Source organism: Paenibacillus sp. FSL W8-0919 (assembly GCF_038003785.1).
Taxonomy (GTDB): Bacteria; Bacillota; Bacilli; order Paenibacillales; family Paenibacillaceae; genus Paenibacillus_AQ; species Paenibacillus_AQ lactis.
Genome location: NZ_JBBOPV010000001.1, coordinates 4413312 through 4434513, shown reverse-complemented (window position 1 = coordinate 4434513; position 21202 = coordinate 4413312). Strand labels below are relative to the sequence as shown.

General features: G+C 50.2%; 16 protein-coding genes. 2 read left to right on the top strand and 14 right to left on the bottom strand.

The genetic code is table 11. The features are described from left to right. Window positions 1-544: 544 nt before the first annotated feature. The 3 genes from NST44_RS20060 to NST44_RS20050 form a co-directional block, all read right to left on the bottom strand. Window positions 545-1999, bottom strand: coding sequence for an Msr family ABC-F type ribosomal protection protein (locus NST44_RS20060; protein WP_007128151.1), 1455 nt, complete (start codon window positions 1997-1999; stop codon window positions 545-547). A 533-nt stretch (window positions 2000-2532) separates the two neighbouring features. Then, a complete protein-coding gene (locus NST44_RS20055) occupies window positions 2533-2889 on the bottom strand; it encodes a hypothetical protein (protein WP_232239373.1) in 357 nt (118 codons plus the stop codon). 23 nt (window positions 2890-2912) lie between these two features. Continuing rightward, a complete protein-coding gene (locus NST44_RS20050) occupies window positions 2913-3395 on the bottom strand; it encodes an SRPBCC family protein (protein WP_007128154.1) in 483 nt (160 codons plus the stop codon). 172 nt (window positions 3396-3567) lie between these two features. Between NST44_RS20050 and NST44_RS20045 the strand changes: the two genes are divergently transcribed. Further along, window positions 3568-4383: an AraC family transcriptional regulator gene (locus NST44_RS20045; RefSeq protein WP_007128155.1), complete on the top strand. Its 816-nt coding sequence runs from the start codon at window positions 3568-3570 to the stop codon at window positions 4381-4383. A gap of 209 nt (window positions 4384-4592) precedes the next feature. On the opposite strand, the gene ppsA is transcribed toward NST44_RS20045, so the two are convergent. The 9 genes from ppsA to NST44_RS20000 all read right to left on the bottom strand — a co-directional run bounded on the left by ppsA (window position 4593) and on the right by NST44_RS20000 (window position 18289). After that, window positions 4593-7247 (bottom strand): phosphoenolpyruvate synthase, encoded by a 2655-nt coding sequence (gene ppsA, locus NST44_RS20040; protein ID WP_007128156.1) that lies wholly within the window; start codon window positions 7245-7247, stop codon window positions 4593-4595. Window positions 7248-7517: 270 nt separating this feature from the next. Further along, window positions 7518-9725, bottom strand: a complete 2208-nt coding sequence (locus NST44_RS20035; RefSeq protein ID WP_007128157.1) for a glycosyl hydrolase family 95 catalytic domain-containing protein — start codon at window positions 9723-9725, stop codon at window positions 7518-7520. A 34-nt stretch (window positions 9726-9759) separates the two neighbouring features. Continuing rightward, a complete protein-coding gene (locus tag NST44_RS20030; protein WP_340900473.1) occupies window positions 9760-12153 on the bottom strand; it encodes a glycosyl hydrolase family 95 catalytic domain-containing protein in 2394 nt (797 codons plus the stop codon). A 221-nt stretch (window positions 12154-12374) separates the two neighbouring features. Next, the gene (locus tag NST44_RS20025) at window positions 12375-13985 is read right to left on the bottom strand and encodes an extracellular solute-binding protein (protein WP_007128160.1); all 1611 of its coding nucleotides are present in this window, start codon (window positions 13983-13985) and stop codon (window positions 12375-12377) included. A 108-nt stretch (window positions 13986-14093) separates the two neighbouring features. Beyond that, window positions 14094-14972, bottom strand: coding sequence for a carbohydrate ABC transporter permease (locus NST44_RS20020; protein WP_210094826.1), 879 nt, complete (start codon window positions 14970-14972; stop codon window positions 14094-14096). Window positions 14973-15000: 28 nt separating this feature from the next. After that, the gene (locus NST44_RS20015) at window positions 15001-15909 is read right to left on the bottom strand and encodes an ABC transporter permease (RefSeq protein ID WP_100085189.1); all 909 of its coding nucleotides are present in this window, start codon (window positions 15907-15909) and stop codon (window positions 15001-15003) included. 79 nt (window positions 15910-15988) lie between these two features. After that, entirely contained in the window at window positions 15989-16948 is a 960-nt protein-coding gene (locus NST44_RS20010) for an aldo/keto reductase family protein (protein ID WP_040738210.1), read from the bottom strand. 155 nt (window positions 16949-17103) lie between these two features. After that, window positions 17104-17466, bottom strand: a complete 363-nt coding sequence (locus tag NST44_RS20005; RefSeq protein WP_007128164.1) for a cupin domain-containing protein — start codon at window positions 17464-17466, stop codon at window positions 17104-17106. A gap of 343 nt (window positions 17467-17809) precedes the next feature. After that, window positions 17810-18289: a GyrI-like domain-containing protein gene (locus NST44_RS20000; protein ID WP_007128165.1), complete on the bottom strand. Its 480-nt coding sequence runs from the start codon at window positions 18287-18289 to the stop codon at window positions 17810-17812. A 109-nt stretch (window positions 18290-18398) separates the two neighbouring features. Between NST44_RS20000 and NST44_RS19995 the strand changes: the two genes are divergently transcribed. Next, window positions 18399-19358, top strand: coding sequence for a helix-turn-helix transcriptional regulator (locus NST44_RS19995; RefSeq protein WP_007128166.1), 960 nt, complete (start codon window positions 18399-18401; stop codon window positions 19356-19358). A gap of 56 nt (window positions 19359-19414) precedes the next feature. Here the strand turns inward: NST44_RS19995 and NST44_RS19990 are convergent, their stop codons facing one another. Continuing rightward, window positions 19415-20482 carry a sensor histidine kinase gene (locus tag NST44_RS19990; RefSeq protein WP_007128167.1) on the bottom strand — a complete coding sequence of 356 codons (1068 nt, stop codon included), beginning with the start codon at window positions 20480-20482 and terminating at the stop codon, window positions 19415-19417. After that, window positions 20479-21180, bottom strand: coding sequence for a response regulator transcription factor (locus tag NST44_RS19985; RefSeq protein WP_007128168.1), 702 nt, complete (start codon window positions 21178-21180; stop codon window positions 20479-20481). Before NST44_RS19985 ends, NST44_RS19990 begins: the two co-directional genes overlap by 4 nt. Between the last annotated feature and the right edge of the window lie 22 nt (window positions 21181-21202).

Genomic DNA, 21202 nt, shown 5'->3' with positions numbered 1-21202 from the left:
GGTTCCACCCTAAATTTGACCCGCCGTAATCGCGAATCCTCATTGGATCCTGTAACGGGAATACCCGGCGAAGTATACTCTCAAGGATAAACCTTGATTTCCATATCGCAGCTGCAAGGTGGTAAATCCTTAGGGGTGCCGAAGAGGATTTCAGCCCATGTCCTCTTTCTCTGAACGGCCCTTGGTTAAGGATTCATGTCCTTGGTCATCGCTATTCTTTCTTTCGTTTTCAATCTCACGCAAAAAAGCGCACTGATCCCGCAAAGGGACGAGTGCGCTCGTGGTTCCACCCTAATTCGACCCGCTTATAAAGCGAATCCTCATTGGATTCTGTAACGGGAACACCCGGCGAAGTTTACACTCAAGGATCATCCTTGATTTCAACATCGCAGCTACAAGGTGGTAAATCCTTAGGGGTGCCGAAGAGGATTTCAGCCCATGTCCTCTTTCTCTGAACGGCCCTTGGTTAAGGATTCATGTCCTTGATTACAGCTTTTATGTTTTTACATGGTACTTGAAATATTTGCCGGCGTCAAGCTGGAAGTTACTCCAATCGAACAAGCCCGCCATCCTTCACTTCATACACCTGATCGGCGACGCCTTCGAGCAGGCGAACATCGTGGGATATAAATAGGATGGTGCCTGTGTAATTTCGCATCATCGTCTCAAGCGCTTCCACGGCTGGAACGTCCAGAAAATTGCTTGGTTCATCCATAAGCAGGATGTTATAGCGCCCAAGCAGCAATTTGGCCAGCTGGAGCTTGATGATTTCGCCCCCGCTTAATACTGACAGCTCTTTGCGAACATCCTGCTGCGTGAACCCCATGGACGCGAGTACCGCTCGAATGTCCGAAACCGGGTATTCACAGTTTTCCTGCATGAATGCCATGACGTTCTGATTCCGATCGAACTTGTAACCGGTTTGGACAAAGCAGCCGATTTCCGCCTTGGGCGATAATGCAATACCGCTCTCCCGATTGCGGATCATGTTGAACAACGTCGTTTTTCCTGCTCCATTTGCGCCCGTGATTGCAATTTTTCCTCCAAGCGGGAATTGGAAGGACATATTGTCGAAGATCACCTTATCTCCGAATCGTTTGCAGATATCCTGCCCTGCAATCGGAAATGGATTGTGGAGCTCCAGCGCTTTGCTCTGTCGGAACTGGACATTTCGCATGGCCTCGGGGGCGGTAACTTCGCCAAGCGCTTTGATTCTCCGTTCCGTATTTTTGACTGCGTTATGGAGCTTTTTTTGTTTGCTCCCTTGGGACTTTTGATGGCCGAGGCGTCCGCCGCTTTCCGATCTGATTTTGCTGTTCGTTCCCTTTGAATCAAGCTTCCGAGCCTGATTTTTCTTCTCGATGATAACCTGCTCCAGTCGCTCCCGCTCTGCCACGTATTGTTTATATCGGGTTACTTGGCTTTGTCGTTCCTCTTCCTTCTGAACCAAGTAATCGGTATATCCTCCCCAATATTCGGTGATCTTTCCGTCTCTCAGCTCCCAGACCTTATCGACAACCTGGTCCAGGAAATAACGATCGTGACTGATGATGAGCAGAGCTCCGGAATAATGTTTAAGCTGGTTAACGAGGAAGTCGATGCCGCCGCGATCCAGATGAGATGTCGGCTCGTCGGCAAATATGCCGTGCGCTTCGCCCGACAGTGCCTGTGCAATTTTTAGTCGTGTTTCTTCCCCGCCGCTCATGGTCTCGGCTTGCACTTGGTTGATGCCTAATCTGCCAACGATGGCGTAATCCTGCACATCTTGGACGACTACCTCATCCAATTGGGGGAGATAGGTAAACGTTCCTTCCCTTGCAATCTTGCCGTGCTGTACAGGCATTTTGCCTAGCAACGCTTTGAGCAGTGTACTTTTTCCAGCTCCGTTGGCACCAACCAGACCGATTCGATCAAACTCATATAACTCCAAATGGTCGATATCGAGCACAGTGCGTCCCAGATATTCCACATAAAGATCCGTTGCTTTTATCAACAACATTTAAATACCTCCTTCGAAAATCGCAGTTTCCGTCGTTTCGTTCGCAGGTTGGACCTGCGATTTGCAAAGAGAGGATTATATAAAGAAGAACCAGTGTATCCTATGCATCCTCATGCCTCCTTTTCATATCAATGACTTTGACGTTACATTGCCAGCAGGAGAGCAATAAAAAATGCAGATTCAAGTCCACGTGTGGGCTTGAATCTGCATGGGTTACGTGCCAGAACAGAGCGAAATAAGGCACAGCAAATATGCCGTCCAGGTCGCAATCAATGTCCTCATACGTAAAAATAAGCAGCTCAAAAAAAGCCCACACGAGTGGAAATCCGCTTCTTTATCGCATACTTACCATAAACGCATGGAGTGAACCATTGATCGCAATCCTCCTCTTCTTTAATAGCCGTATCTTAACATCATCGGCTTCAACCGTCAATTGATACGCTTCCTGATATACAGTTAGTTTACATGTCCGCATGATCTAACCCTAACGGTTTAACTGCAAGAACGCATTCTCTTCCCCGCTGGAATCACCTTCAAATCGCCTCCGCCCTAATCAATTCCAGCCAATGTTCAAGCGTTTCTTTAATCTCAAAGCGATTTCTAGACCGCATTTCCTTTAATGTATCCCAGTTATCATTTACGACCACCAACAGATATTCTCCGCTGGCACTCGAATCCGGTGACCAACCTAAGTCGATAATCAATCTCTCCTGCCCGCTTTTGGGCACGATCCATTCACCTTTCTCCAGCCTCATCTGAATGATTTGCAGCAGATCCTCGGTGAAATAGTGCCAGTTCTTGATAAATCCATCTGCATCGGGCTCAGGTTCAACATCATAGAACTTATTGTAGCAAACGGCAAAACCTGCCGGAATTCGAAGCTCCATCATTTCCAATGTTCATGTACTCCTTATCAATGTCCGCCAAGCTTCTCAAACTCTTTTTTATACAATTCATATTTAACCGCCCACGCATCTTTGCGGGATTCCATCGTTCTTTCATCAAGCAGCGCCTCGATGACATCCAGGCATACATCCCATCCGGCAATGTCCTTAGGCGTATGGTCCGTGATGCTCGTGATTCGCTCTGTCAGCACCAACCGGCAGCCGCCTCTTTCCGGATGCAATTCGAAGCGGACCCGGTCCTCACCCCACGTATATTCCAGAACGGACAGCTCTTTGTAATCGGTAATCTCAAATACCTCGAATGTTCCGTCCTGCATATCAAAAGTAATGGTTCCGCCCAAACGCAAGTCTTCCACCTTGAGTTCAGAAAACCACCTTGTCAATTTTTCGTTATCCGTCAGGTAAGACCAAACGTTCTCCACGGAATGCTTCAATGTGCGTTCGAATCGGACCCTTGTTCCAAACTCGTCTTGCTCTACCACAGCCAACATTATATAACCTCCTTCCCGTTATCGACGATCTCAAACTTTTAGAATGACTCCATTGACATTAAGGATAAACTGCGCTTTCCTTAATTTAATAGAATTATAGCTCCATATGCAGCTATTTCATACCTGCCATGGTCCTTCATATAATTTTCGATTAGGAAAGGAGAACACTTCATTGTCCGGAATTACCTTTGTTCGTAACCCCGATTTGCCGTTCCTGGAGCTTAAGCACTGCGATTCCCTAGATCATTTGTCGTACAAAAAACATTTTCATGAGGAGCTCTCCATCGGTTTGGTTGAGGAGGGAACCACACGCGTCTGGTCAGAAGGACAGCAGTTCCAGGCTTCAGCGGGACAGGTCGTCTGTTTTCCCCCGCTGGTCCCTCATGCCTGTCATCCGGAGAATCCCTCCATTTGGAAATATACGATGATATTTATTCATCCCGAATGGTTTGCCGATGTTCCTTGCGATCTTCCGATCCGCCGTCCCCATTTCCCGGTTCTTCTCCAAGGGGCTCGGGGGAGCCAATGCCGCCAATTGATCCTTGCTTGCAGATCGCTGCTTCACGAGGATGCCTCGCCCTTAGAGATTGAGTCGATGCTTCTGGAATTAATGCATTTAACGAAGGTCATATTGCAGCCCTCAACCCCCGTCTCGGACATGGAACGTGCAGCCCCCGCCGTTCTGCAGGTCAAGTCATATCTCGATCTTCATTTCAAAGAGCGCATTACGCTGGATACACTCCAAGAGATCTCGGGTATCAGCAAATTTCATCTGATTCGTCTGTTTAATGCGACATTTCACCTTGCTCCCCATGCCTATCAAAATTTACTGCGCATCAATTATGCCAAGCGGGAGCTGTTAAGCGGCCGGCCGATTGCCGACGTCGCTTTTGATGCCGGATTCTACGATCAAAGCCATTTTACGAGAACTTTTTCAGGCTGTGTCGGCACGACTCCGCTTCAATATATAAGGGCAGCTACAACCTGACCGCAATTTTTTACAAGACCGCCTTGCGCACGAATTGTACAATCGAAAAAAATCGAGGGTGCCTTGACGAGAATGATCAAGGGCAATCAGGGAAGAAAACCCGTCAATACGGGTTTCTTCCCGAGAGTGTCCTCAGCTTTGCATCGGTGCCTGTTTCCATGTAATGCCGTCAATGAGGCCAAAGCCCTTTTCCTTGACGTAATCGGTCTTTACAGTAATTCAATATACCCTTCCGTTCCATGCACCCGGATTCGCTGCCCATCCTTTATCCGTTTGGTGGCATTCTCCACGCCGACAACGGCCGGCAATCCATACTCACGTGCAATTACGGCGCCATGGGTCATCAGTCCGCCAACTTCGGTGACCAGTCCTTTGATGGATACAAACAATGGCGTCCAGCTGGGGTCTGTAAAGGAGGTGACTAAAATATCTCCCTCATCCAGATCGGCGTCTTCCATGTTTAAGATGACGCGTGCGCGTCCCTCGATAACGCCGGAGGAGACGGCAAGACCTGCAATTGCTCCGTCAGGAAGATCTTCTCGTTTGTAGGCCCCTGTGATGATTTCACCCTCCGATGTGATGAGACGCGGCGGCGTTAATTTTTCATACAATTTATACTCGTCTTTTCGCTGGCTGATCATCTTTCTTGGCGCAAGCCTCGCTTGCTGCTCGACCATGCAACCCGGGTCATCCAATGTATTGGTGCGCACGACTTCGTGAAGTTCCTCAAAAGTAAGATAATAAATATCTTCCTTTTCATGAATAACGCCCGCTTGCACGAGCCGTTCGGCTTCTTTCAGCAAAGCCTGCTTATAAACGAAGTACCGACTCACCATGCCGTATTTGGGATATTCCCGGTAACCGATGAAATTCCGGATGAGGTCGATCTTTCGTTTGGTTTCTTTGGCTTTTTGTTCACCATCCGGCAATTGCATCAATCGCTCTAATAGTTCTTTTTCTTTTTTCAAAGCTTCCTGGCGCCCCTGCTCAAACTTCCGAACACTTTCATTTGGTTCAAAGTTTTTGATGTTGCCCAGGATCAAAGGGATAAGCGTGCTTGGTTTTTCACTCCACCGGGTTCTTGTGATATCGATTTCTCCGGCACATCGCATGCCATACTTGTCGAGAAAACTTTGAATTGCGTCAAGGGCTTCCTGCCCGCCATCCAGCTTAACCAGTTCATCCAAGAAGGCGTCGTCTTTGACATGCTGTAAATAATCGATGACTTCCGGATAAGGACGGATTGCATCAGCGACATCGAGCAGGGCCAAGCCCATTTCCGAAGTAATATTGTGGGGTACAGATTGTGAAAGCGTGTCTGCTGCGTTTTTTTCACCTAACCATTGGTTCATTCGCTCATTAACCCATGCTGAAGCATTCATGGCAGCCATAAACACAGCCGAACTTTGCGGGTCAAACAAGATCTTCTTTAATTGCTGAATATCTTCCAGGATAAAATCAAACAAATCCGATCCAGACTTCGTTTGGATGTGTTGTTTTAACTCTTCGATCGATGTCTGACTACGTTTAATCAAATCAGAAACGATCGTCGGATCGTTATCGAATTGCGGTTGGGCACCGGCAGGCGGCATACCTTTATTGCTTTTACCCGGGCTTGATTCGTTTTTATCGTTTGGTAATAGTTTTATGAAATCTCGATCGATTATGGTCATAAGCGCGTCTTTTAGAAGCGGATCGTGTTGTCCCATGCCATTCACTAAAAATTCTCTGCTGTCAGGTGATGCCAGATTCCGTGTGACATCAACAAACAATCTTCCGCCAGCTTTATGCATGGGGGCTGAAGTCGTCATCAGAAAAAATGACAATCCAAGCGGCTTTATGGGATCCGTCATCATTTGTTGATGACCCACAGAGATATAGACGTGATTTTCTTCATCATTCGCTTCAGGGATCGGAAATAAAGTCGTGATAGGCCGGCTTTGGACCATATAAAATATGTCATCGACTAGGCACCATTCGATATCTTGCGGCTGACCGAAATAAGCTTCAATCTGTCTCCCGATGCTTGCCAGCTGTAATATTTGCTCATCCGTCAGGGTTTGAGCCTTTTGCCGATCCGGATCCAGCTGCTTTGTTTCTGTTCCTCCTTCGTTCCGTGCATAGATTGCCAAAGTTTTAGTGGCGATCCGCTTCTCGGCGATTTTTCCTTCCCGTACTTTGTAACCATCGGCAGAAACCAAGCCAGAGACTAGCGCTTCTCCAAGTCCATAACTGGCATCAATGGAGAGGAGCTTTCGGTTTCCGGTCATCGGATCAGCGGTAAACATGATCCCAGAAGCAAGCGGGAAAACCATCCTTTGAACGATAACGGATAAATAAACTTGACGGTGGTCAAATCCATTTTGCATACGGTAGATGACCGCGCGGTCCGTAAATAGCGAAGCCCAGCATTTGCGGATATGCTGCAGGATGGCATCTTTGCCGATGATGTTTAAGTAGGTGTCTTGTTGCCCCGCGAAAGAGGCATGCGGCAAATCTTCGGCGGTCGCGCTGGAACGTACGGCATAAGCATGCTCTTCGCCAAACCGGGAGAGAGACTCGGTTACTGCAGTCACCACGTCGGAAGGGATCTCAACGTTCATAAGGGTTTCCCGAATCTTCCTGCTGATTTCACCAATTTGATCTCGATCCTCTACGGATAGCATGGTTAGTCGATGGAGCAAAGCATGATACGTTTCGTTGTGTTCGACGGCTCTTTGATATCCCTCGGTTGTCACGCAAAATCCTTCAGGAACTTGGATTCCTTCGATTTTTGATAATTCCCCTAAATTCAATCCTTTTCCGCCAACAAGCCAAAGCTGGGATGTTGCCATTTCCTTAAAATCGATAACCAACGAACTCATTCAACATCTCTCCTAACCATGGATTTGAAAAAAAACATTTGACAAGAGATTTTTCGGCATGCTACAATGAAAATGTAAGATAAGATATTTATGACCTTTTACACAATCTCAGTCGTGGTCTGATTATATCACCGCGTCTGTTTATATGCAATACAAAAGAACCTGGTCCATCGACTCAGGTTCTTTTTTTTATGACCATCCGCTTCTTTGCTTCGTCGTTCCTGCTTCGGGCTTGGACAGTGCCTGTTCAATTTCCGATACGGATCGCATTTACCCAGGCAGGAGCAGAAGCCGCTCGCCGGGCATCGTCTCAAGCTGAATCCGTTCTCCTGCAATCGCTTGCCCTTCCGCCCCGTCCCGGTAAACGATGACGCCCCGATCCGGCCATGGATTGAGCAGCTTGAGCTCTCTTCCACGCTCGCTTGTAATCAGAACGTATCGCACCTTGCCGTTCTCAATCTCGCTGCTTACGACAAAGGCGCCTACGGCTCTTAGCTTCTTGAATCTCGCTGTTCTGTCTGCTGGCCAGGTCGGAAAAAGGCGCAGGATGCCTTGATGGCTCTGCAGCAGCATTTCGTGCAGGCATGCCGGTACGCCGGCCGCATCCTCAATTCCTCCGCCTCCGTGATGGATCGACAGATTGGGCAGCGCGTACCGCTCGCATTCCGCTCTCAAACGTTCCAGAAGCTCGGCCGGGTCATGGCCGACCCGCGCGGCTGCAGCGTAATAGGTTGGAAAAGCGTTGAAGTCGGACCAGCGCTGCATCTCTGCCACCGTATCCTGCGCGATCTTCAGCTCTTCGGGCGAACTGTCGAGTCCAAGGTTCCCGGCCGGGAAAATATGCTGCACCGCCAATGAATTGCGGTCGTTCCAGCTCATTCCCTCCTCGGTCAATCTATAGACCGTTTTGCCGCTTCGTTCCATCAGCGGATAAGCGCTCAAGTTCGCTAAAATGTGCCGCCACTTCGGCTGTCTATGCGTATCCCGATCCAGCTCTACACTCAAATGGAGCATGGCTCGCATGATCATTCGCACGAAGCCGAGCGAAAGAATCGGGTTTTTCCGGTCTTGGGAGCGCTCGTGGATGTCATCATCGTAGATGACGTAACGTCCATTCTCAAAGACCAGGTAGTCTTCCCAAAAATCGGCGACCGCAAGCAGATAAGGATAGACCTTTCGCGCGTAGTCCAGATCGTATGTATAGTAAATATGCATAAGCAAGTTGACCGCCGCAAACGAGGCGTTTGATTTTTGGCCGTGAAACAGCGCGGAACAAACCATGCCGTCCGGACCGAGTTCGACCGGCATGTAGATGCCCCGGCAGTTCAACTTCTCGCGGGCCAATACTTTTCCAAGGGGAAGGAAGGCCAGCAAGGGATCGCAGTAGCCTGAAGACAAGGCGATCCGATTTCCGGTATACAAGCCGAAGTAAGGCGCTTCAAAGTTGTAATTCATCGTGTAGGACCCGGTCCATTTCGGCCGGTCCGTCGTCACCCAGTTGCCGAACAGGCCCGGCTGGACCTTGTCTGGACGCATACAGGATCCAATGATGTAGTAAGAGGCGTAATAGTACTTCTCTAATACGGGATCGCCGATTTCGATCGAGGACGCGCGCCAGTACTCGCTCCACCAGCCCCGATGGTTTTGCTTGCGTTTGGCCAGATCGTCCAAGCCTCCGGTTGCGTAATCATTCAGCAGGCCTAGTGCCCCTTGCAGGCAATCCGGCTCGTCTCGGTTGCTGACGATCGCCGTCACAACAGCCAATCGTTCTCCTGCCCGGATCTGAAAGGAAGCTTCCACATTCTGAAACAGCCACTTGTTTTGCGCGTTCGTACCGATGACACGACATGCGGCAGCCACTCGTCGAACTTGCGGCAGGCTGCCTGGATTGGCGGCGTAGCGGAACCAGATTGCTTCCGGGTCGGCCCCGTTATCGTAATGGTAGACCTCATCGGTGGCACTATCGCCGGCATGGAGTCTGGCGGTTACATCCAGCTTCCCTGCCATGCATTCCAGTTCGGTCACCAGCACGTTGGAATCTGCGGAAACCCAGGAACATAGCCGCAGCTTCACCTGCTCATTTCGGAATGATCCCCTCGTTTCGGCATTCAATATGTCCTGCTCCAGGTCATACGACGCATCCGCGAGCCGAGGCATCAGCAGCGATATCTGCCCGACCGTTATGATGCGCGCGCCCGTTCTCCGGCCGTTGTCCCGGAGCAAGCGTCCAATCCGCTGTTCTTCACTTTCGCCAAGATGAGGCTGAACCCAAAAATCGTTTTTGCCAATGTAAAAGGTCTGATGATGGGCCTCGCCGCCGATCGAAACCCCTACGTCGCCGTTGCCGAGCAGCGGCGCGTCCGTCCACGTATCCGTTGGGATCCGGGTTGGCGGACGTCGGAATACGCCTATATGGTCTTTCCATTGCTCTTCCCGAATGCTTATTTCATCCTGGTTCATCCATACACTCGATTCCATTGCTCTCCTCCTTGGTTAAAATCCTTGACAGATGCTATGACAAAGGCTTCAGCTCCAGCCGCAAGCGACGAGGCCTTTCATCCAGCTTGACATTCACCGGTTGTCCTGGCCGAAATTCGAACTCCTGGATTCGCGCCACCATGTCCGGCAATATGAGCCGGACAGCCTGCCTTCCGCTGCATGTTCGAAGCGTCACGTCTACCATCTGTTCTTCCCGATCCCAGCTTAACTCGCACTGCACCCCGCCTCTTGCCAGCAAAGGCCCGACAGATCCCCGAATCCACCGTGTCGGCAAGGCCGGAAGCAAATGCAGCTCGCCTGGCACAGAGAACAACAGCATCTCCTGCACTGCGGCCGTCCATCCCATATTCGCATCCAATTGAACGGGCGCCCAGTCCATATCCACGCCGATCCCCATGCCCCGCCAGTCGTTATGAAGCGTCATCAAATTATTCATGACGCAGGAGCGGCCGAGGATATCCAAACATTCTAGAGCCAGGTCCCCTTCTCCCATGCGCGCATAATTATTCGCCATATGGGCGAGTGACCAGCCGGACTGCTCCTTCAGACCGATGACGAGCCGCTTCCGGATAGCCTGGACGAAAGCATCGAACAGCGCCGGATCGTTCTGCCTGGTCACTTCAATCCCCGGAAAGACGGGGTACGCATGCGACTGATGGCGATGATGGTAATTGTCATCATAATCGGGATGCATCCATTCGCGGACGGCACCGTCCTCGTTGATCTGATATGGAGGTATGCGCTCCAGCATAGCCCTCCACTGATTCTCTTCCTCCTCACTTTCCCCGATCGCACGCAAACCGTCAGCCAAGTTTCTCATTAATTCCTTGGCGATCGCGAAATCCATCGTGGCGTTAACCGTCGTGCCCATCGAATGACCGGGTCCTTTCCAATAATTCCCCGGCGTATTCTCCGGCGAATTGGAAGGCGAACTTACAAAGAATCCATTCTCGCCAAGGATGAAGAAATCCCTGTAAAACCATGCCGCCTCGCGCATGAACGGAATCGCGCGTTCGCGCAGGAAGGCTATATCGCCCGTATGCAGATAATAGTCGTAATACAGCTGGCTGACCCAGCCCGCGCCCCCGGTCCAATGTACGATGTGGGGCTGGAGATGTTTGAGCAGCCCCGAGTCCGGCGCCGTCGGAGCGGGAATGTAAATCCCGCGGCAGCCGTATAAGAGGCGCGCATTCGTCCGGAAGTCGTCCATCAGCGAATCCATGTAGTCGAACACGGCCAGCATTAGGCCCGACATATTGCCGGAGAGCGCCTGCCAATACATCATTTGCAAATTTTCGTTCACCATGTGAAACGCCCATACCGCATCGTAATCGCCAGCCCACAATCCGTAGAGATGGCAGGGCTGCCCCTTCTCGCGCGAGGCGGATATAAGCAGGTAGCGTCCGTACGCCCACATCTTCTCCATCAGTGCGTCCGGAACCTCGCCCCTGTATGCTTCCATCAGCAGCTCCTCATTGGAGCGCTCCCTTCCTTGCGCCCTCAAGTCGAAGGACGATGCGTGGAACAATCTGCCGTGCTCCGAAGCATGCCGTGCGAGCAGCATCTCGTAGTCGGCTGCCAGATCCCGAAGCTCGAATGTCAAGCGCTCCCACTGCTCTTCCCTCTTCCCCGACGGAAACAACCGGATGATCACGAGCAGCGACTCGGCGTCTTTAATTGAGTACTCCCGTTCATTGGCACCCAATGTCCCGGACCGATTGACGATCCTGGCGACTGCTCCGAAGTCCGAGCCGTCATTGTTGCGAGCGGCGTAGTATAAATAATGGCTGTCCCGCTTCGATTCGGGAGCCTCCGGGATATAAGCCGTTCCCGGCCGGCGTGTATCCTCGGGATTATGCGGCTGAAAGGTCATCGTGGCTTCCAGCGCAAGCGGACCCTGCTTACGGATGGCCAAGACGACGGAATCGTCCGTGCGGGAGACGAATAACGATCTTTCGTACGCGGTCTCCCCAACCGTCCAACGAACCGTAACTTCCCCTGTGGCCATGTTCAGTCTTCGCTCATAACTGCGGAAGGCGCTGTGCTGCGGCATATAAATCTTCAGGTCCCCCAGCGGAAGAGGCGACGCAATCTTCGGCTCGTATCCGCTCGTGCGCAGGCATTTGACTAGAACGCCATCAGCTTCCTCTGCTTCTCCTTCGGCGAGAAGGCGCCGAACCTCGGGAAGTATTGCGCTCACATCCGGCAACTCCGGTGTCGAGCCCTTACGCCACAGAAGCTCATGATTGAGCAGTATGGTTTCTTCGTACACTCCTCCGTATACCGAAGCACCGATGCAGCCATTGCCAGACGGCATCGCTTCCCTCCACTGGGACCGCCACCATGCTGCGGGATAGCGCATCGTCAAGATATGTTTCTGATCGGTATTGCGATGATCTGAATGCATGCCATATATCCTCCTCTCCAAGTCAAATCATATCCGGCACTCCATAGCTTGGGCCCGAATCGACGGTATCGAGATCAAGGTTCTTAAAAAATGGGGACAGCAAAAACTCAATCTCGTTCATGTCCTGGTCCTCGATGTCGGTAACGATAAGGCCATCCCCCGGGGATGGCCTGGTATCGGCGACTGGATTTGCAAGCCTTGCATTCCATGCATTCGCGGGGTTATCGAAGGCGCGACTCCTGGATAACAACGCCGTCCTTGTTGTTAAATCGTTCGGTTGCTTCCTTAATAATCTCGTTGCCGCCTTTCTGGCGATATTCCTCGATGACCTTGGGCCAATCGGCGATATCCTCGTTGCCGTAAATCATTTTGACCATATGGTCGACGATGATCTTAGGCGCCTGATCCGGCCGCTTGGAAGCGAGGTCCGGATACCGCTGGAACGATTCCAAATCAGGGATAAAGATAATGCCGCCCACCCCTTCTCTTGCCAGTGTGTTATCCAGCGCATCCAGCACGTCTTGGCCGCCTTCGAGCTGCTCCATCCGCATCCGATTGATTGTCGCATCGCCCACGAATCCCAGCATGCCCCTGAAGCCTTGCTCGGCTTCTTCTTCCGCGGTTGTAGGCGCTTTGTAATTCACTTTGCCATTATCGATCGTGTAATTCTCCCCTTCGATGCCGAAGGTGAAGAACATTTTGGCTTCATCGGTCAGCATCCAATCCAGCATCTTGATAATGCGGATCGCTTTTTCCTCCGGCACATTCTTGTTGATGTACAAAGACGTAATAACCGAGCTGTACAATCCGTAACCGCTCAGTCCGTCAGGCCCGACCGGTGACGGAATGATTTCAACCTCGGCCTTCGGATCAACCGCTTTGATCTTCGAGCGGAAATCGAGCAGCCCCGCAGCGTTGGACGTCCACATGCCGGCTTTGCCGCCATTGATATTTTCTGCGTATGTAGTTACATTCAATGTGGCAAAGTCTTTTGGTACCAAGCCTTCATCATACATGGTTTTGTACATGGTCAGCGCCTTGGTCATATTGTCTACGTCGAAAAACTTGGGAACGATCTCGTCGCCCTGCTGCATGAACTGATAGCCTAACGCGTCGTAAGGGCCGAAGAAGAGGTCGGCGTACTTAAAGTCCATGCGAAGCTGGTACGGATTTTCGACACCCAGCTTCTTGAATGCGCGAATGACATCAAGGAATTCCTCCGGCGTCTTCGGCACGGGCAATCCGGTTTGCTTCAGCAGATCGGTCCGAATGAACGTGGCCCGTCTGGACGGATTGCTTAGCCAGTTCGGGATGCCGTAAATCTTGCCCTTATAACTGACTTCGTCCCAGGCTGCTTCCGTGACGTGCTTCATGATGTTCGGCGCGTGTTGCTTCAGCAGATCGTCGAGCGGCATGAAGACACCGGCTTGGACGGACCCTGCCATCGATTTGTCCGTCGCACCTCCTACGTTTTGCACGACGTCGGGGATATTATTGCTTGCGAACATAATCGACATTTTGGAATCGAAATCTTTAAGCGGAATCGTAGTCAACTGAACGTCGGTATTCGTACGCTTCTCCAGTTCCAGCACCCATTTATCTTTGTTGATATCCGGAGACTGCTCCACATGGGGATTGCCGCTTGTCGTGATCGACATGCTGAACTTCAGAGGCTCCTCCGCTCCCGAATGGCCGGTCTCGCCGGTTTGGGCCGGTTGTTGATTGGTCTGCCCCTCACTCGAGTTGCCTGGAGTGCTGCCGCCACCAGCGCAAGCGCTTACACTTCCGACTGCAAGAATGATGGCTAGCATCAGGCTTAGTCGTCTCTTCATCGTACCTTCATCTCCTTTTCATTGAATAAACCACAACAATAAGTTACTAAATATAAAAATTAATGGTTATGGCATATTTATTATGGATGTGTGTTTTTTTATCATGGGCTACGATTTGATCGAACCGATGAGCATGCCTTTCACAAAATATTTTTGCAGAAAAGGATACACCAGCATGATCGGCAGCACCGATACGATTATGACGGACATTTGGACGCCGCTTGGCGACACGTTCGACAACTCCTCCATCAAACCTCCCGCCTCGGCCATGGAGTTATTCATCACGATTTCCTGAAGCCTGAGCTGCAGCGGATACAGCGTGCGCGAGTTGATGTAATATAACGCTTGCGAGTATGAATTCCAATGCGTGACTGCATAGAACAACCCCATCGTCGCCATGATCGGTTTGGACAGCGGGAGCACGACGCTCCATATGATCCTAAGCTCTGAAGCTCCGTCTGTTCTGGCGCAGTCGATCAACTCATTAGGCAGGCTCATATAGAAAGACCTCATGATGAATAAATTATAGGCGCTGATTGCGCCTGGGATCATAAGTGCCCACAGCGTATCGAGCAAATGCAGATTTTTGATAAGCAGAAAGTTCGGGATAAGCGGCGCCGAGAAAATGAAAGTAACGAGAATGAGCATCAGAATGGGCTTGCGTCCCTGATACTCCTGCCTGGACAGGGGGTAAGCGAGCGATGCGGTCGAGACGAGATTGATCAAGGTGCCGACGACCGTAATGAACACGCTGACGCCGAACGCGCGCAGGATCGACGGATCATTGAGAATAACTTGATAATTATCGAAGGTCAGATCGACCGGAATCAGCGAAACGCGCCCGCTATTGATAGCCGCTTCACTGCTCAGAGACTTAGCCAGTACGTGTAAAATCGGAAAAATCATCATTATCCCGAGCAGCGTCATAAAGATATAGTTCATGCAGTCAAATAAATGGAAACGACGAAGCTTCGATGATGGCTGCATGCCGCAACCCTCCTTTTGATTCGTAAAATTAATACAGTCCGCTGCCCGTCGCTTTCTTGCTCAGCGTGTTGCCGATCATGATCAGGCCAAGGCCGACCACGGATTTGAACAAACCGATGGCGGTCGTGTAGCTGTATTGCTGCTGGATCAAACCGACGCGATAGATATACGTATCCAGAATATCGCCGCTATTTTCATTTAACGGGTTCAGGAACACGAATACCCGTTCGAAACCGAAATCAAGAAAGTTGCCAATATGCAGCAAAAACATGATGACGACCGTTGGCAAAATGGCCGGTATAGTAATCTTCGAGATTTGCTTCCAGCGGTTGGCACCATCGATGCGGGCAGCCTCGTACAGTTCAGGATTGATGCCGGCGAGCGCCGCAAGGTATACGATCGTGCCCCAACCGCTGTCCTTCCAAATGCCCGATCCTACGAGAATGCTTCGGATATAGGACTCTTCCCCGAGAAAATAAATGGAGTCCAAACCTAGCGATTCGAGCATGCTGTTTACGAGCCCTGTGGACGGGGACAAAATACCGATGGCGATGCCCCCAATGATGACCCATGATAAAAAATGCGGCATGTACACGACGGTTTGCAGCACTCGCTTAAACAAAACCACCCTCATCTCATTCAGCAGGATCGCCAAAATGATCGGCACGGGAAAAGCAAAGATGAGGTCATAACCACCGATTAAAATCGTGTTCTTCAAAATCCGCAAAAATTCGCTGTATTCAAACATGCGTCGGAAATGCTCCAGCCCGACCCACGGACTTGCAGAAAATCCATTGAATATGTTGTAATCCTGGAACGCCATGGCCGAGCCTAGCAACGGAATGTATTTGAATACGATGAAATACAACAATCCTGGCAGCGAGATGATGTAAAGAACCTTGTATTTGCGGAACTGGCTCAACCTCGATCGGGACATGGAAGTGCGTTTGGGCGGCTTCGATGCGGCAATGGGCGTGTTTCCCGGCATATTCTTCACTCCTTCTGTAAATCATGTGCTACTTCTCTTCGAATTTAAGCGCAGCATCAATGGCATCGAGCGTAGCCGCGTCAAGCCGGATACCGGAAGCGTGGACGTTATGGTCCACCTGCTCTGGTCTCGAGGCTCCGACGATGCAGCTGGCCACGGATGGCTGACGCAGAATCCAGGCTAGCGCCATTTGTGCAAGCGAGATGCCGGCCTGATCCGCGATCGGTTTCAGTCGCTGCACCCGCTTCAGGTGATCCTCGTCAATCCAGCGGGAGATGGCTCCGTTCTGCTTCGGGTCCGCCGCCCTCGAGCTTGGCGGGATCATGCCGCCAGGCTCGTATTTGCCAGTAAGCGCGCCTTGGGCAAGCGGAGAGAATACGATTTGGCCGAGCCCCTCCCTCTCGCAAACCGGGATCAGCTCCAGTTCCGGTTCGCGAAGGAGCATATGGTATTGCGGTTGACTGGAGATGATGCGGTTCAGGTTCAATTCGGCGCCCGTCCGAACCGCATCCACGATCTGCGCCGGTCTCCACATGCTCACACCTGTGTACAACACTTTGCCCGCTTTCACCAGATCATCGAGAGCCCGGAGCGTTTCGTCGAGCGGCGTATCGGGATCGTACCGGTGACACTGATACAAGTCGATATAGTCGACGCCAAGCCGCTTCAAGCTCAAGTCGCACTGCTCGCGAATATGCTTGCGGGACAAGCCGCGGTCATTGGGGCCGTCTCCTACCGGCACGCAAACCTTTGTGGCCAGAACATATGAGCTTCGTTCGTATTTGGCCAATGCATGCCCAACGATCCTTTCTGCTTCACCATGATGATAGACGTTCGCCGTATCAAATAGATTTATGCCATGCCCATAAGCGCGGTCGATGATCCTCTCCGGAAGCCTGGGATCTGAAGCCGCTCCGACGGTAAGCCAGCTGCCGAGTGCGATTTCGCTCACCTTCAATCCACTGTTACCCAGTCTTCTGTACTGCATAGATGTCAACTCCATTCCATCTTCAAAATTCAGGCTGTGCCCGCACTGTTTGGTACAGGTTCTGATATCCTGCAAATCGATCATAAAACGACAGACTATGTAAGCTCCATGTCGCGTCTCCATACTGCCCTGTGTTTTTCTACGACGTTGTTTCATCATTCCGCCTGACTTTTATGGCGAACGTGCCCCGCGTGACACCACAATGTTACGAGCGGATCGTCTTCGCTGGAACGAAGGTGATGGTCTTCGCCAGCTTCAATAATCAGGATATCCCCTGTGGTTACAACGTGCTCCACTCCATCCACCTCCATGATGCCGTACCCTTGGATTATGATGAACGCCTCTCGATCCGGATGCGTATGTATATCCAAGCCTCCGGGTCCGTCGTTCGTATGGCTTCTTTCGCCGGGCTTCGTGAAAGCGAGACCACCGGCGCATAAATAATCGCCGGGCAGAAGGTCTCCGAGTATATGGCCAGACCTCGTATCCTTCAATTCATGAAGCCGAAATCGTAGCATTTCGGGTTCCACCTTAATAGAATTTGATCAGCTTGGCTTTCTTGAACATCATACCTTCCGATCGCTTCTTGCAACATGTCGTTTCTTAAGCCGCAGCTGTGTTTTCTTCGAAGGGCGCTTACAATCGGAAAATCATAAATCTATATATAGAGAGAGAGGATTTTTGGATAAATAAAAACCGCCCTCATAAGAAGGCGGTAATTGCTATTATGGAAATCGCGCTCCGTTGCTTCTACACTCTGACCGGCTGTTCTCCTGTTTGATCATCCAGTTCTTGCACCGATCCCAAAAAGGCTGAAATGTTTTCGGTATGTAGAATGGCACAGATTAGATACAGGTCTACTTATTTCCTAACGACAGGAATCCACATTTCACCAAATACGAGGCCGTTTCGCTGCCCCATTTCCACCGTTGCGTTGGGCCCGCCGACATAGGCAACCTCCTGTGTTTCCGGCAGCGCTTGTCCAAAGGCGATACCTGTAAGCATCTGACTCAACTCATCAGCGCTCTGCGCTTCTCCTTTTACAACGAGGTATTCCCCTTTAGGAAATTGGATCGCTCTGGTCGCTTCCGGTATCGATGCCTCGGTCATCACGCCAGCGTAATACATCATCTTGTTATTCACGGCTTCGTTTACGGCAAAGATGTAGTCATTTGCGGCCACGGCCTTTAATGTGTCAAGCTTTCCATCTTGTTTTACGGCCTCCCAAAAGTCGGCCTTCTCCTTGTTGATGCCGGCATAGTCGGTGTAATCGCTTTGAAGCTCCGTTCCGATCCCTAATACGATAAAGCTGTCTTTTTCCTCAATACTGTAATTGGTCATATTCCAAACCTTCCTCTTCTTAAATTTATCAAATGATTTGTTTTTTCACTTGATGGGTTTATAATAACTTTAAACCATGTCAAAAAGTGATACTGTTTAGGAGGGCCCGATGAAAAAAGTTGAACGGATCAACACCATCATGCGGTATATCAACAACCGCGCCCACTTTACCATTTCTGAAATCATGAGGGAATTTAACATCTCTCGTTCGACCGCGATTCGCGATATCAGAGAAATTGAAGCGATGGGAATGCCGCTTGTCGCTGAGGTCGGGAGGGATGGGGGATATTTTGTCATGAACAACTCCGTCCTCCCTACGGTCCGCTTTACCGATAATGAGATTAGAGCCCTGTTTATCGCCTTTATGGCCACAAGAAATCAACAACTGCCATATTTAAAGAGCCGTCACTCTTTAGCCGAAAAATTGCTGGGTCTCATCTCGGAAAACCAGCAAGATGACCTGGTGCTTCTAAATCAAATATTGCTGTTCGAAGGAACTAACCCCAATAATCCGGACCTGCTTGACCTGACTGATCTCCCCCATCCGATGTTGGAACATCTCATTCAAATTCTTCTTGGGGACAGGTATTTAATGCTCTTCGTCAAAGAAGAGAAGGTAACCAAGTCATATCCGATTTATCTCTTGCATCTATATCGGGAAAAAAGCCAATGGCAAATTGATGGCTTGGACCTAGAGGCTGAAAAAAGGCGGATCATCCCTGTCGACAATCTCACTGATGTACAACCATACCCTGTGAAAAAAAGAATGAACAAGAAAAAGATATCCGAGCTCAGTAAGCTGGAGGAGGCAGCCAACCTTGTCCTTGATCTCGGTCCAAAGGCGATTGCCCAGTTCAAAAAATACCACCCTTTGAGGTTTTCGCTTGCTTATACGAATCCGTATCAAACCACAGCGACCTTAAAGACTTTTATCAATGTGCATCATTCAGAAGAAGTAACCGAAATAACCAATTGGCTGCTTTTCCTCGGGGATGATATCAAGGTAAAGGAAATGCCAAGAGAAATTGCAGAAGGCTTAAAAGGGAGATTAAGCGTATACGTACCATAAGAAGCACTCTATCGATTGAGAGATGAAGGGAACATCCGGCGTCCGGTCAGGAACGTTTATTCATCCTTGAAAACCGGCAAGGTAAAATAAAATTCGGCTCCGCTACCATCTGTACTCCTGACCCAAATCCGGCCGCCATGATCTTCCACGATTTGTTTGCAAATGGCCAGTCCCAGACCTGCGCCTCCGAACGCTCTGGAACGGGACTTCTCTCCACGGTAAAACCGTTCAAACAAATACGGCACATCCGCTTCAGCGATGCCTTTCCCATTGTCTTTGACCGCAATAAGCAGACAATCTCCTTCATCTTTCATAGAAACGGTAATTTCCGTTAAATCTCCGGCATATCTTTTGGCGTTTTCGATCAAATTTTCAAACACTTGGGCAATACGATCGGCGTCCGCCCTTACAAGTCTGGAAGGGAATGGCCGTTCGACGGATAATCCAACCGGAGCATCCTGAAACTCGATCTCGTAAGGGGCTATGATTGCTTCAAGCAAGACTTGGCTGTCGATGACCCGGGCGTCCATGATTAGGTGCCCCGCCTCCAATTGAGCGAATTGAAACAGGTCTTCAATCATGCGATCCAGCTGCTCTGTTTTGTTTTTGATCACGGCCAGGTATTTGCTCACCTTTTGTTCATCGCGTGCTATGCCATCCTGCAAACCTTCGACATAGCCGCGAATCGAGGTTATCGGCGTTCGCAAATCATGGGAAATGTTGGCAATCAGTTCATTGCGCGAACGTTCGTAAGAAGTTTGCTGATCCAGGGATTCCTTCAACCTTGCACGCATTAATTCGAATACATCGCTGAAGCGTCCTACCTCGTCATGGTAGCGGTTGCGGATTTGAAAATCCAAGTTGCCGTTTATAATTTGCTCCGCTGCATTGTTCAGTTCCTTTAGGGGCAGAAGGACACGTCTTGTAATCACATAAGCCAATATATAGGCGCATAGAAGATACGCCACCACTAGCGTGCCGATCACGAAAATGAATATCCCCATAGTTCCGCCGCTTGGGCCCTGCTCTTTCACGCGAACCCCGGATATCGTCATCAAGATTACAGGAACAAATATAATCCCGGTTAGTGAAGCGATCAGTTTAAAGCGGATTCCGGTCTTCATCGCAAACCACCATCAAGCTTATAGCCTACGCCCCATACCGTTTTGATCAAGGTCGGGTTGGCGGGATCCCGCTCAATTTTCTCCCGGATTTTCTTAATATGGACGGTTACCGTATTCAAGTCTCCGCGTTCTTCGAAACCCCAGACATTTTGAAAGATTTGTTCGCGAGTTAACACCTGATTCGGATGAAGGGCCATAAAGCGGAGTACTTCAAACTCCTTCGCCGAGCATTGAACAGGTTGATTTCGAACGCTCACTTCGTAGGCTTTGAGATCGAGTTCCAGATCTTTATGTCGGATGATATCCGATGGCGGCATTGGTGACGACAGCTGATTCACTCTGCGGAGCTGCGCCCTGACCCTTGCAATCACCTCGCCTGGACTGAAAGGCTTGACTACATAATCGTCCGCGCCGATTCCTAATCCGAGAATTTTATCGACATCGCTCTTCTTGGCGCTAAGCATGATAATGGGTATGGACGATTCGGAGCGAATCGTTCGGCATACTTCAATCCCGTTTAAATGGGGCAGCATGATATCCAAAATCATCAATTGCGGCCGGGTTTCCCTGAACAATCGAACGGCCTCTAGCCCGTCGCTAGCGACGATGACTTCGAAGTGCTCTTCTACAAGGTAATCCTTTAACAAATCCGCAATTTCTTTCTCATCTTCCACGATCATAATCCGGTCGAGCTGCACGGGTTCACCTCATTCATATCCA